Genomic DNA, 13684 nt, shown 5'->3' with positions numbered 1-13684 from the left:
GGCTATCGTCGCATTGTCCGGGAACAACCGGAAAAATGTCGCGTAAATGTATCAGCTACTAGGCATGGAGCCAAGGGTATTGATACCATTGTGTGACAACTGCTGAAAATTGCCCGTAATTAAATTCGGGTGAGTAGTCAACCAGGTTATAACCAGAGGCCACCGATTGAGGTAAAATGCACCTAACTGGGGTCCAAATTAACAAATTTGGGTCACTAGAATAGAGCAGATCCACCCCCCCCGGAAACCCAAAACCGCTGCCCTCTGTCCAATGTAAACACAATTAAGGGGAGAAATTCTAGGAAACGACTCGCATGATCAATCAGACACTAACAAGTAGAGATGTGGGCTTTACCCACGAAGATTTTGCCGCCCTGTTGGATAAGTATGATTATCACTTCAGCCCCGGAGATGTGGTGCCGGGCACAGTTTTCAGTTTAGAACCCCGGGGCGCTCTGATTGATATTGGTGCTAAGACAGCAGCATACATTCCGCTACAGGAAATGTCGATCAACCGGGTGGAGAGCCCGGAAGAAGTATTGCAGTCCAATGAAACCAGGGAATTTTTTATTCTCACGGATGAAAACGAGGATGGACAACTTACATTGTCAATCCGTCGCATAGAATACATGAGGGCTTGGGAGCGAGTTCGCCAACTGCAAGCAGAAGATGCTACAGTTCGTTCTCAGGTTTTTGCCACTAACCGAGGTGGGGCTTTAGTCCGCATTGAGGGATTGCGTGGTTTTATTCCTGGTTCCCATATCAGCACCCGGAAACCTAAAGAAGAATTGGTAGCGGAAGAACTACCACTGAAATTTTTAGAAGTTGATGAAGACCGCAACCGTTTGGTTCTCAGCCACCGTCGCGCCTTAGTTGAGCGTAAGATGAACCGCCTAGAAGTAGGTGAAGTGGTCATCGGTACGGTGCGAGGAATTAAACCTTACGGTGCATTCATTGATATCGGTGGTGTCAGCGGTTTGCTGCACATCTCAGAAATATCTCATGATCATATTGATACCCCCCACAGCGTCTTCAATGTTAATGATGAAGTGAAAGTCATGATTATTGATCTTGATGCTGATCGGGGTCGGATTTCACTGTCTACTAAGCAGTTAGAACCGGAACCGGGGGCGATGGTGAAAAATCCTGAGATGGTTTATGAGAAAGCTGAGGAAATGGCTGCTAAGTTCCGGGAAAAAATGCAGGCTGAACAGCAAGGTATCCCGGTAGTTGAAACGGCAGCAGAGACAGCAGAGACAGCGGAGGTAGCAGAATCTACGGCTGATATCCCACCGGCTACTGATGTGGAAACGGAAGCGCAATTGGCTGATCAGACTGAGGAGCAACCGATTTCAGAATCAGAGGCGATCACAGAACCGGTAGCCGAAACAGAGGCTGTAGAAGATTCAGAAGAAGAGATTCCCATAGCAACGGAATCCTAATTGCTGAACAATCAGGGAAAAAAGAGGGATAACCCTCTTTTTTTTTCGTATTTGGTAGGGTATAGATTTAAAACGGAAGGTGCTAGAAAATATGAGGTCTGAACCTTGCCCAGTATTCGAGTTAATAACATTACATTCGATCGCATAGAAGCTATCATTTTCGATAAAGATGGCACTCTCGAAGACTCCCAGGAATTCTTGCGAAAATTGGGACAGGTGCGATCGCGTTTAGTTGATGCCCAAATTCCCGGCATTGGCGAACCCCTACTGATGGCTTTTGGTATAGAAAACGATACCCTAGACCCTACAGGTTTAATGGCAACAGGAACACGCCAAGAAAATGAAATTGCCACCGCCGCCTATATCGCGGAAACCGGACGGGGATGGATAGAGTCGAAAAACATTGCTCAGAAAGCCTTTATAGAAGCCGACAACAGCTTTAAAAACCATCCGCCATCACCCCTATTCGTAGGCGGCTTAGATGTGCTGAAATCGCTATATGACGGGGGTATTAAACTAGGGATTTTGTCGGCAGCTACGACGGAACAGGTGCAAGCATTTGTCACCCGCCATAAGTTAGATCCATATATACAACTACAGAAGGGGGCTAGTGAAAATTTAGCGAAACCTAACCCAGCCCTATTTGTTCAGAGTTGCCAGGAACTAGGGGTAGAACCAGGGAAAACCTTAATGGTGGGAGACTCTGCTGGGGATATGCAAATGGCGAAACAAGCCGGAGCGGCTGGGGCGATCGGTATTTGCTGGCAACCATCAAGCCATGATTTACAAATGGCTGATGTGGTAATCTCGGCACTTGATGCGATCGCAATTATTACCGGGGGAGCCTCCAATCAGCCTCTATCTCCATCAAATTCGTGATAACCAACCCATTAGAACCCCATTGAGTCCTCAAACTTTCATGATCCGTTGTAGGGAGCAGCAGTTTGGTATATTGGACGGGATAGTGCGTACTGGGAACAAATCAATCATCCAACAGGAGAAAAGCCTTGTCTAATCGTCAATATCTGTTTACCTCTGAATCAGTCACAGAGGGTCATCCTGATAAAATCTGCGACCAAATTTCTGATGCCATTTTAGATGCTCTCTTGGCTCAAGATCCTAAAAGTCGGGTCGCTGCCGAAGTAGTTGTCAACACAGGCTTAGTTCTAATTACCGGGGAGATTACCACTAAAGCCCAAGTTAATTATATCGAACTAGCCCGTAAAAAAATTGCCGAAATTGGCTATATACACGCCGAAAATGGCTTTTCAGCAGATAGCTGTTCAGTATTAGTTGCCCTTGATGAACAGTCCCCAGATATTGCCCAAGGTGTTGACCAAGCCCAGGAAAATCGGGAAAAACTGAGTGAAGCTGCCCTAGACTCTATCGGTGCTGGTGATCAGGGATTGATGTTCGGTTTTGCTTGCAATGAAACCCCGGAACTGATGCCTATGCCCATCAGTTTAGCTCACCGGATGTCTAGGCAGTTGACCGCTGTTCGCAAAGATGGGACTTTGCCTTACTTGCGACCTGATGGCAAAACTCAAGTTACTATTGCTTACGAAAACGATCGCCCGGTCAGAATAGACACCATTTTGATCTCAACCCAACATACAGCAACTATTGGCGATATTACTGACCCCCAAGCCGTCCAAGATCGCATCAAAGAAGATTTGTTGGCTAAGGTGATCACTCCAGCTTTGGAAGGCATTGATATTAAACCTGACGAAAATACTCGCTTTTTAGTTAACCCTACTGGTAAATTCGTCGTCGGTGGACCTCAAGGGGATTCGGGTTTAACCGGTCGTAAGATTATTATTGATACCTATGGCGGTTATTCCAGACATGGCGGCGGCGCTTTTTCTGGGAAAGACCCCACCAAAGTAGACCGCAGTGCTGCTTATGCTTGCCGCTATATTGCTAAAAATATTGTGGCTGCTGGTTTAGCCGATAAGTGCGAAGTTCAAGTAAGTTATGCGATCGGGGTAGCTCGTCCTGTTAGTCTATTTATTGAGACTTTTGGCACCGGTAAGGTAGATGAGCAACAACTGCTGAAAGTGGTGCAAGAAAACTTTGAGTTGCGTCCGGCGGGTATGATTCAAGAGTTTAACCTGCGGGATTTACCAGCCCTACGGGGAGGCCGTTTCTTCCAAGATGTGGCAGCCTATGGTCACATGGGACGCACGGATCTCGATCTACCTTGGGAAAAAACTGATAAAGTAGAATTACTCAAGCGGGAATTACTGCAAACGGCAACGGTCTGATACCTGGGTTTTGATAGCCTTCTGTAACTAGCACTTCCCGCCTGTAGTGATTATCGGTGCGGCGGGAAGCCGGATAATGATGGCCCAGGTATTTGATGTCCCGCCAGGGTAGGGATAAGATCTGTCTTGTCTGTACTATCCCCTTTGTGTCAAGTTCAAGGATGATGCTATGCAAACTGTTGAAAAACCAGTATCACAACCTGTTGATTCTCCGCTAACGATCGCTGGTAGGTCATTTACATCGCGTTTGATGACCGGAACTGGTAAATATCGCAGTTTAGAACAAATGCAGGAAAGTATTGTTTCTAGTGGCTGTGAAATAGTGACCGTCGCGGTTAGACGGGTGCAAACTCAGGCTCCTGGACATGAGGGGCTGGCGGAGGCGATCGACTGGTCAAAAATTTGGATGTTACCTAATACTGCTGGCTGTCAAACGGCGGAAGATGCTGTGCGGGTGGCGCGTCTGGGTCGGGAAATGGCTAAGTTATTGGGTCAGGAAGACAATAATTTTGTCAAGTTAGAGGTGATTCCTGATTCTAAATATTTACTACCTGACCCCATAGGAACTCTGAAGGCGGCGGAACAATTGGTAAAAGAAGGGTTTGCGGTTTTGCCTTATATTAATGCTGATCCTCTGTTAGCCAAACATTTGGAAGAGGCGGGTTGTGCGACGGTCATGCCTTTGGGATCTCCTATCGGGTCTGGTCAAGGGATTAGAAATGCAGCCAATATTCAGATTATTATTGATAATGCTAAGGTTCCGGTGGTGGTAGATGCCGGAATTGGTACTCCCAGTGAGGCGGCTATGGCTATGGAAATGGGGGCTGATGCTTTGCTGATTAATTCGGCGATCGCTTTGGCGAGTAAACCATCTATGATGGCGGATGCTATGGGAATGGCGGCGAAAGCCGGACGTATGGCTTATTTGGCGGGACGTATTCCGGTTAAGGATTATGCGATCGCTTCTTCCCCTCTCACCGGTACAATCACATCTGTCTAATTTCTGTAGGCAAAAGTCTCACTGGCCAATCTTTTTCTGCCATAGTCCGCACCCATGTGCTACAATGATCCTGTCAGTGCGAGACGTTCAGGCACGAAATAAGGCTGCAATGCCCGAAATAACCCCCTGGTGGGGACTCCAGCCCATTGGTTGATTGGGTCGCATCCCTGACCATCCCATAACACAGCCTAATTTTTGGGCTCATCTTCGAGACTTCCAACATGGCTAGCTAGGTGAAGGGAAAAATCAGGTCTAAGACTACCAAGCTAAACAGTGCTTTGGGATCATCTTTCTAAAAGCTTTGCGGGATACCGCCTCCATTACCTTAACAGGTAATGGTGCTATCGTTGCATTATCCGGAACCGGAAAAATGTCGCGTAAATGTATCATATGATATTAGGACTATATACGAATGCCTTATACAACCGAAGAAGATGGACTCATCAATAACTTTGCTGTAGAACCAAAAGTTTATACAGCCGAACCTCCCAATAAAACTCAGAAGCGTAACTACATAATTTGGGGAGTGCTTGCTGTGGTTTTGGTGGGTGGTGTGTTAGCTATTGCGGTAGCTGCATCTTAAAATCAGTCCAGAAATTCCTGTAGTGATGGTGCTGGCTTGAATGAAATAGTATCAAGTCAGTATCAATGTTATCTGTTCTGCATGGAATGACCGCAACTAATACAACCTTCTCTAGTAGTTACGCCACAAATAAGCAGCTTTATACTCAGTTGAAGCGCGCTTTAAGATTAGGTTTGGGACAACAGGTTTTTATTGCAGTATGTGATCACCTGAGTCTGTTGCATCAAATGGCGAGTAGTTTGGAAACGGAACTAGGTTCTGAGGATATTCTGAGTACAGTTGGCGCGCGGTCTGGTAATGAACATATCACAACCCCAAACCAGGTTAGTTCTAAGTTGGTGACGCTGCATTTGGAATTGACTGACCCAAACCCTATTGCTCAAATGTGCCGCTGGAAAAGTCAAAATGCTGACTCTCCCCTAGCTTTCCAGATTTTAGGGGTTGAACAGTTGACTAGACAACCTGCTGCAATTCAATGGTCATTTTTGAACTATTTGCGGGAAGCTGAATCTAAGTTAATTGAATTTGAGTTAAGTGTGCTGCTGTGGATATCATCACCTTGGCTGTGTTGTATTCAACAGTCAGCCCCGGAATTTTGGCGCTTGCATAGGGGTATATTTAAATTTGTGGGCGACCCTACTCCGGTATATGCTCCACCTTTATCAGGGCAAAATTCGCCGGGGATACATAAATCCTCAAGGGTGATCTCGTCTGTAGATGAACCACTAGGTCAAACCATCGAGCCACATTTGCTAATAGATGGTTCACCATCGACGGTGGTATATTCACAGGAATATCTACAGACCTGTTTAAAACGGGCTTATATGTATCGCGATCGCATATCTAAGGGTCCCCCCACGGTGCCACTACTTCAAGATGCCATAGAAGCCTATAACCAGGTGTTGGAGCAATTAAATGAGTGGGAAATGCTGTTAGAGTCAAATAGTGCTTTACGGAAAGATTTAGATCCGGTTAATATCTATAACGATCTTGGTACTTTCCACTGGATGCTGTTTCAGCAGACCCGAAAATCTATCAATCAGGGTAGCCAGGCGTTGGTTAATCTGGAGATCAGTATCATCTGTTATCAAACGGGGTTAATGAAAGTTGACCCCACATCGAGAGGCTATATTTATGTTAGACTGCTGAAGAACCTGGGTGCAGCTTATACAGATTTAGGGACAATTAGAGAGCCATTAGAGAATTTACAACAGTCGATTACTGTTTATGAAGAGGCTATCAACTATCTTAAATCTGTTAGGGACCAGGGCGGTCTAGGTGGGGGCAGGTTCTGTAATCAGCCTCTATCTCCAGCAGATTCTTTAGAACCCGCCCGCATAGCGCTAGATTATCGGGCAATCCAAAATAATTTAGGAACGGCTTACTGGACACGCGCCCAACATATTGAACCAGTTGTTAATTTAAAGGCGGCGATCGCAGCTTATCGGGAGGCGTTGCGGGGCTATTCCGAGAATAAGGAGCCTCAGCACTATGCTATGATTCAGGCTAACCTGGGAACAGCTTACTGGAATCTGGCACAGCATCAGCCTTCAAAAAGGTGGCTGCAAAAGGCGATTTATAGCTACCGAGAAGCATTAAAATATCGCACATCCAAAGCCGCCCCCCTTGCCTGTGCAACTACTCAAAACAACCTGGGGACAGCCTGTTGGCATTTAGCAATGTATCAGGAAGAACCAGCAGACCGCAGTAAATTATTGAATGAGGCGATCGCAGCTTATGAAAAAACCTTAGCCCTAGCCCAACAACTCAGTCCCACGCAGTTGACATTCGATACCTTGGCAACTCACAATAACTTAGGACTTGCTCATTATCGTTTGGCAACAGATAAAGCACTCTGTCTGAGTGGAGAACAAAGGGTTTCTCACCTAGAGAAAGCACTGGACCATCACCTGATGGCAGGTTGTGAAGAACAACCATGTTCTCAGGAAGGAAGTGCCAACGCCCTAGAGTCAGAACGTCATCGTTTGGCGTTCAATCATCTAGTCCGAACCTTACGCGCTTTGTACCAGGAATCTGGTTGGCAAGGTCAAAACCAAGCCCTATCTAAGATTCCCGGTCATCTCCTCCCGGAAATATGGCGTTGCTTATCTTGAAACCAATAAAAAAATCAAGACTCCCCCTATATTGGCAAGGCTAGGCTTGTATTTTTGCCCCATGCTCACGATCTTCTTGTGGTTATGGCCTCTCAAAAGATTCTTGTCGTTGATGACGACCCGGCAATCCGCAATTTAATTTCTCGGTATCTGACTCAACAAAACTATGAGGTTGAGTCGGCAAAAGATGGTGAGACGGCGCTGCAATTGTTTGACGAATTTAATCCCGATCTGGTGATTCTCGACGTTAACCTACCTGATACCACTGGTTTTGCCCTGTGCCAAGAAATGCAGGACCGGACGCGAGTATTTGTTTTGCTTCTCACCAGTTTGACTGGAGAGGCTGATAAGATTAAGGGTTTCGAGCTGGGGGCTGATGACTATATTACTAAGCCCTTTGGTTTGGCGGAACTAGGCGCTCGTGTGCGCGCCATTTTGAAGCGACAGCGTTCTGTAGAGGATACGGAAATGCGGAGCTTGACCTATGGGGATCTGGTGATAGATCCGGTCCGCCGTGAGGTCTATATTAGCGATCGCCAAATCTCCCTCAGCGCCCTAGAGTTTGATCTACTGTACTGTTTAGCCAAAAAGCCTGGTAGGGCTTGGCGACGTTCAGAACTGCTACAGGAGGTCTGGGATTATGAATATGAGGGTGAACAGCGGGTGGTTGATGTTCATATTGGTCAAATTCGTAAAAAGATTGAGCCGGACACAGATAAACCTGTGTTGATTAAAACCATTCGCGGGGTGGGATATATGTTCGATCGCCGTGGTCATGAGGAACCCAGGGACTAAACTTACACATTTTAAGGGTTGGGGGTTGACAGGCGACTGGGAATAATGGTAATATTTTGACATCTTAATTAAAATTAAGACTTTGACTATATGAATAATTTTGCACATATTCCCATTATCTAAAATTGTACCAGAAGCGCCACCAAAAAGCAAGGAACCTCCCCCAGAAAAAATTTTTCGCAACAATTCTTAACATTTCGTTACAAAAGTTAACATAAACTAGAGGGAGGGCCAAGACTCCCTACTGGTGATTAGTTGGCTGTTTGGCAGTCATGAAGGTGGGACTGAATTTTAGATGCCCATTGCTGGCCGCGCCTCACACAGTCTCCGACGGAAACCCCATCAATATAGTTACTACACAGATAAAGTCCGGGAAGCGATCGCAATCCAGCATCGATGCAATTTAGGCGGTTCTGATGACCGAGAGTATATTGTGGGATAGCGCGCCGCCAAAGATGAACAGCTAAGACCTTGGGGGGGACATCTTCAGCCAGCAGAATTTGGCGTAGGTCTTGATGAACGGCGGCGACAATTTGATCATCATCCATTTCGCCAATTTCCGGGTCTGTTGCACCCCCAATATAATTGCTGAGGACTTGCCAAGATTCTGGGGCGCGACCGGGAAATAAACTTGAGGTCCAAATAGTGCCAAGGGTACGGATTCCTTGATGGCGGGGAATTAAATTACCAAAGCCTTTGAGTTGTTGTTTTAAGGCTGATTTGGGATAGGCGAGGACTACACAAGCGACGGGGGGATAGGGAATTTGGCTTAATGCGGTAGCGATGGGAGAGTGTAGGGGTTGCAACAGGCGAGCGCTAACATGGGCGGGGGTCATTAAGGCAAGGGTTCGGGCTTCTACTTGCTGAGGACCGTCTGGGGTGGAAAATTCAGCAATATAGGTTTGATGATCGGTGGGATAAAAACGGTCGATAGTCCAATTTAACTTAACTCGATCGCCTAATTTGCTGGCTAAGGTTTCTGGTAGAGTTTGCAGACCATAACGGAAGGACCCTAATTCACCGGGGCGAGTTTTGGGAATGTTGGGGTCGGGGGTAGAGACGGGGGCTTTTTTATTCAGACGCGATCGCACAAATCCAGGTAGTAGCCCCCCCCCAGCCTCCTCAGCGGCTACTATGCGACTAAAAGCGGAACGGACTGCTAACTGTTGAGGGTCGCCAGCATAAACCCCTGAAACGAAGGGCTGGACGAGACGTTCTAGGACTTCTGAACCTAAATGGCGATCGAAAAACTGGGTGATAGTTTCTTCTCCTCCCTGTTGAGAGAGGTGAGCGCCTACTGGGGGTGGCACAAATCCTATGGCTCCTAATGCGGCGCGGAGTTTACCTCTGGCGCTGATGAGTTCGGAGGAGAGTAGGGCGGGGGGGTTCATGGGTACTGGATGTAACATTAGGTTCCAGTACACATAACGGGGTAGTTTGCGATCGGCAAAAATCAATTCTTCTTTGAGCCCTAAATCTACGGCTAGTCCGAGTAATTCAGGGGTGGGGGCAAAACTGTTAGGGCCTTCTTCCCATAAAAAATCATCAGCCCGTCCGGTTGTAATATTTCCCCCGACTCGGTTCTGGCTTTCTGTAACCAAAACCTTTAGAGGTTCGCGCACACTTTTTTCACGGTTAAGACTATAGGCTAAACTCAGCCCACTAATACCAGCACCAACAATAAGGCTATCAACTAGGTTTGTCATTGTGGAAATTACAAAGCAGATTAGAGTGATTGTACTGTTGATTGCTGTCGAGTCTCAAGTCTCAAGTGGAGTCTCAGGTTGGGAAGGTGTCCCGCATCAGAAGATTTATCGTATCTATGGAAATTATCAGCATGCGGGGCACCCTACTCTGTTATTCTCACGCTTCACCTATGTATTGGACTGAAACAGAGTTTCTAGGTATACTCTGGCGGCTACTCTACAGCTATCGAGGGCTTCTGGTGTGTTGTTTTTGCCATTTTGTAACAAAAACAGGGACAGGGCGGCGGAAAACACGCGATCGTGATCCCAGTCGGGGTGAGTTTCCAGGTAGCCCTGAAGGGACTCGTGCAGTGTTTCGGGAATTTCGGTCAGAATACTAACACTTGTGTTCATATAAACCTCACAGGAGTTGAGATGGAGCCATTTTTTAGGCGGCTAGGCCAAACGACTGAGCCAATTCTGCTTGAAGGGAAAAGGGTATCTTATTTATTGTGTGCTATGGGGGGGGAGGGTTGTCAATGTTGCTAAATGTTACAACCTCGGTCTGGGTGATGGGGACTTGACGACATAATCAGGGTTTCAAGCCATTTTTTTTACATAACTTTACAACAATCTGGGTAGTTAAGGCTGTCGATACTAGGCTTGCCAAAATCCCCAATTAAACGCCAGACTATCATTCTGGGAGTGGTTGGCTGTGGAAAAATCTGATAAATCTGTGGAAAAACTCGCCTTACCCTGTGGAAAGTTTGTGGAATCTCTGGGGAAAATTTGGTGAAAAGATAAGAATGTTGAAGGGACAAAATTGGGGCGATCTGTGGACAATGGATAATGAAAGTCAAAATATTGCCAAGAGGGATTCTCAAATACTAAAAGGCTGACAGGGAAAACCAGGGGTGATTAGATTAACTTTGGGAAGGCTAGTGAAATAAACTTGAGGGATATCTGCTTCTGGGTAGTCCCCAAAATTCTGAAAGTATGCTTGGCGACAATACTGATTAATTTAGAACGCATAAATACATTTTAATCCAGTTGGTTATAGCCCGATTATAAATCCTCCAATACCATGGAAGATATCGGCATAAGTCAAACCTTTGACAACTCCCCAGCCTAAAGCGATAAGTTGAAAACATTTGACTTACCAAAATTTCCCAAATTCAAGGCGATCGCTGGTAAAAATCAAAAAATATGATACCATGAAGAATAAACATTTGTATTATCAAAACTTGAGGCTTTGATTCAAGCAGAAACGCTGGAACTACTGGAATGGCATCGGCTGTGTAAACATCTGGCAACCTTTACAGCCACTAAGTTGGGTGCTTTCGCGGCCCGTCAGTTGGCTATTCCAGAGACGAAAGAAGAAACCGATCGCCTGTTAGCACAAACGAAAGAGGCTTATCAACTGGAACTGAAGCTGGTTCAGGGTTTGTCTCTTGATGGTATTCAGGATATTGGGGCTTCTCTGGAAAGGGCCGATCGCCAAGGTATTTTATTTGGTGAGGAGTTATTAGCGATCGCCACTACGTTAGCGGGGGCGAGACAACTGCGCCGGGTAATTGATGACCAGGAAGATGTACCGGTATTAACTAGCTTAGTGGAAGAACTACGCACCTATCCGGAACTAGAACAGGAAATTCATCGGTGTATTGATGAACGGGGAGAGGTAACCGATCGCGCCAGTGTGAAAATGGGGGAAATTCGCGCCCGGCTGCAATCAACCCGCGATCGCATTTATCAAGTTCTACAAGGCATCCTGCAACGGAAAGCCCAAGCAGTGCAACAACAAATCATCACCCAACGAGAGGGTAGGTTTGTGATTCCAGTGAAAGCTCCCCAAAAAGATGCGATTCCGGGTATCGTCCATGATGCTTCGACTACAGGGGCGACAGTCTATGTGGAACCTCACTCTATTGTAGTACTAAACAACCAACTGCGACAAATTCAGCGGGCTGAACAAACGGAAGCGGAAGCGATCCGCCGTAGTCTCACGGAACAGGTGGCGGCGGTAGTACCGGATCTGGAAAAACTTTTAGCGATCGTGACAACTATCGATCTAGCCCTGGCTAAAGCCCGTTATAGCTACTGGCTACAAGCGAACCCACCTAGGTTTATTGACCCTGGGGATACGTCAGAAACTATCAATCTGCGACAACTGCGCCATCCCCTCCTAATATGGCAACAAGAGTATGAACAGGGACCGGAGGTGGTTCCGATTGATATCACGATTAACCCTCAGATCCGGGTGGTAGCAATTACCGGACCGAATACAGGGGGTAAAACTGTGACGCTAAAAACTATTGGTTTGGCGGCGATCATGGCTAAGGTGGGGCTATTTATTCCGGCGCGGGAACCTGTGGAAATGCCTTGGTTTGGACAGGTGTTAGCAGACATTGGGGATGAACAGTCTATTGAGCAGAGTTTGTCTACGTTCTCTGGTCATATTCGCCGCATTACTCGCATTCTACAGGCTATTGGGGAACCGATGAGGGTAACGGAGGCGGGGGAGTCCGATCGCATCTGTCCATCTCTAGTATTGTTAGATGAAATAGGGGCGGGGACTGACCCGACGGAGGGGACGGCTTTGGCGATCGCCCTATTGCAAAAGTTCGCGGACCTCACCCGTCTTACGGTGGCGACTACCCACTTTGGCGACCTGAAAGCGTTAAAATACAAAGACACTCGGTTTGAAAATGCTTCGGTGGAGTTTGATGATGCTTCCCTGCAACCTACCTATCGCCTATTGTGGGGGATTCCTGGGCGTTCTAATGCTCTGAAAATTGCGGAACGGTTGGGGTTAGATCATGATATAGTGAAACTGGCGGGGTCCTATGTTGGTGGCGGTGATGAGGATGTTAACCAGGTGATCGAGGGGTTGGAAGCACAGCGACGACAGCAGGAAACTAAGGCGATCGCTGCTAGTCAACTACTCCAAGAGACTGAACGCCTACACGGAGAATTGGCGGAAAGGGCTATATCTCTTCAGGAAAGAGAAAGGCAGCTTAAACAAGCCCAGGAACAGGAAATTAAGGAAACTTTACTACAGGCTAAGGCGGAAATAGCTAAGGTGATCCGTCGCCTACAACAGGGGAAAGCTACGGCGGCTGACGCACAAAAGGCTACGGCTAGGTTAGATGCGATCGCTGAAAATTATCTACCATCTCGGCAGGCTACACCAGTGCGATCGCCTAATTTTATGCCGAAAGTAGGCGATCGGATTCGTATTCCTCGCATTGGTCAAACAGCAGAGATACTCAGCGGACCTGATGATAATAATCAACTAACAGTCCGGTTTGGGATTATGAAAATGACTGTAGGATTAGGGGAAATTGAGTCCTTAGATGGTCAAAAGGTAGAACTTCCTAAAACTTCCCCAACTCCCAAGGCTGACAAGACTCCTAAACCCATTACGAATAAACCGGAACCCTCCCAACTTCCGAGGGTTCGCACGGATAAAAATACGCTAGATTTGAGGGGGAAAAGGGTATCAGAAGCGGAAACAGAAATCGATCGCACTTTGGGGCAAATTCTCGACTTTGGGGCGCTGTGGATTATTCACGGTAAGGGAACCGGACAACTGCGGCGAGGGGTTCACGAGTTACTCAAAGAACATCCCCAAGTTGAAAGGTTTGAACTGGCATCAAATCCAGATGGTGGGGCGGGGGTGACTATTGCTTATTTGAAGTAATAATTAATAATTAATAATTAATAATTAATAATTAATAATTGTCGGGAAACCACCCTTTCGGCTGAGAAACCCGGTTTCTTTGAGAAACCGGGTTTCTT

At 46.7% G+C, this 13684-nt stretch carries 11 protein-coding genes; 8 read left to right on the top strand and 3 right to left on the bottom strand.

What is annotated here, in order from left to right; all coding sequences use genetic code 11:
- Positions 1-314: 314 nt before the first annotated feature.
- The 7 genes from P5683_RS12490 to P5683_RS12460 all read left to right on the top strand — a co-directional run bounded on the left by P5683_RS12490 (position 315) and on the right by P5683_RS12460 (position 8198).
- Positions 315-1442 carry a 30S ribosomal protein S1 gene (locus tag P5683_RS12490; protein ID WP_008055852.1) on the top strand — a complete coding sequence of 376 codons (1128 nt, stop codon included), beginning with the start codon at positions 315-317 and terminating at the stop codon, positions 1440-1442.
- Between the two features lie 105 nt (positions 1443-1547).
- Positions 1548-2321 carry an HAD family hydrolase gene (locus P5683_RS12485; protein ID WP_006622149.1) on the top strand — a complete coding sequence of 258 codons (774 nt, stop codon included), beginning with the start codon at positions 1548-1550 and terminating at the stop codon, positions 2319-2321.
- Positions 2322-2449: 128 nt separating this feature from the next.
- Complete coding sequence (gene metK, locus P5683_RS12480; RefSeq protein ID WP_006668625.1) at positions 2450-3706, top strand: methionine adenosyltransferase; 1257 nt, start codon at positions 2450-2452, stop codon at positions 3704-3706.
- A 169-nt stretch (positions 3707-3875) separates the two neighbouring features.
- Positions 3876-4706, top strand: coding sequence for a thiazole synthase (locus tag P5683_RS12475; protein WP_006622151.1), 831 nt, complete (start codon positions 3876-3878; stop codon positions 4704-4706).
- Positions 4707-5118: 412 nt separating this feature from the next.
- Positions 5119-5289, top strand: a complete 171-nt coding sequence (gene psb34, locus P5683_RS12470) for a photosystem II assembly protein Psb34 (protein ID WP_006622152.1) — start codon at positions 5119-5121, stop codon at positions 5287-5289.
- Positions 5290-5354: 65 nt separating this feature from the next.
- Positions 5355-7403 (top strand): tetratricopeptide repeat protein, encoded by a 2049-nt coding sequence (locus tag P5683_RS12465; protein WP_006622153.1) that lies wholly within the window; start codon positions 5355-5357, stop codon positions 7401-7403.
- Between the two features lie 84 nt (positions 7404-7487).
- Positions 7488-8198, top strand: a complete 711-nt coding sequence (locus tag P5683_RS12460; protein WP_006668624.1) for a response regulator transcription factor — start codon at positions 7488-7490, stop codon at positions 8196-8198.
- Between the two features lie 251 nt (positions 8199-8449).
- Here P5683_RS12460 and hemG read toward each other — a convergent pair whose 3' ends face one another.
- The 3 genes from hemG to P5683_RS26455 all read right to left on the bottom strand — a co-directional run bounded on the left by hemG (position 8450) and on the right by P5683_RS26455 (position 10844).
- A complete protein-coding gene (gene hemG / locus P5683_RS12455; RefSeq protein WP_006622155.1) occupies positions 8450-9904 on the bottom strand; it encodes a protoporphyrinogen oxidase in 1455 nt (484 codons plus the stop codon).
- A 168-nt stretch (positions 9905-10072) separates the two neighbouring features.
- The gene (locus P5683_RS12450; protein WP_006622156.1) at positions 10073-10297 is read right to left on the bottom strand and encodes a DUF2811 domain-containing protein; all 225 of its coding nucleotides are present in this window, start codon (positions 10295-10297) and stop codon (positions 10073-10075) included.
- A 466-nt stretch (positions 10298-10763) separates the two neighbouring features.
- Entirely contained in the window at positions 10764-10844 is an 81-nt protein-coding gene (locus P5683_RS26455; RefSeq protein ID WP_350308516.1) for a hypothetical protein, read from the bottom strand.
- Between the two features lie 291 nt (positions 10845-11135).
- On the opposite strand from P5683_RS26455, the gene P5683_RS12445 reads away from it, so the two are divergent.
- Positions 11136-13586 (top strand): endonuclease MutS2, encoded by a 2451-nt coding sequence (locus P5683_RS12445; protein WP_006622159.1) that lies wholly within the window; start codon positions 11136-11138, stop codon positions 13584-13586.
- Positions 13587-13684: the final 98 nt, after the last annotated feature.

The sequence above is a fragment of the Limnospira sp. PMC 1279.21 genome (assembly GCF_032349615.1).
Lineage (GTDB): Bacteria > Cyanobacteriota > Cyanobacteriia > Cyanobacteriales > Microcoleaceae > Limnospira > Limnospira fusiformis.
This window is presented reverse-complemented; position numbering and strand designations above follow the sequence as displayed.

What these genes read in the sequence shown, in the direction of transcription:
- P5683_RS12490 (WP_008055852.1), top strand. Translation starts at nt 315, where the DNA reads ATGATCAATCAGACACTAACAAGTAGAGATGTGGGCTTTACCCACGAA.
- P5683_RS12475 (WP_006622151.1), top strand. Translation starts at nt 3,876, where the DNA reads ATGCAAACTGTTGAAAAACCAGTATCACAACCTGTTGATTCTCCGCTA.
- psb34 (WP_006622152.1), top strand. Translation starts at nt 5,119, where the DNA reads ATGCCTTATACAACCGAAGAAGATGGACTCATCAATAACTTTGCTGTA.
- P5683_RS12465 (WP_006622153.1), top strand. Translation starts at nt 5,355, where the DNA reads ATGTTATCTGTTCTGCATGGAATGACCGCAACTAATACAACCTTCTCT.
- P5683_RS12460 (WP_006668624.1), top strand. Translation starts at nt 7,488, where the DNA reads ATGGCCTCTCAAAAGATTCTTGTCGTTGATGACGACCCGGCAATCCGC.
- hemG (WP_006622155.1), bottom strand. Translation starts at nt 9,904, where the DNA reads ATGACAAACCTAGTTGATAGCCTTATTGTTGGTGCTGGTATTAGTGGG.
- P5683_RS12450 (WP_006622156.1), bottom strand. Translation starts at nt 10,297, where the DNA reads ATGAACACAAGTGTTAGTATTCTGACCGAAATTCCCGAAACACTGCAC.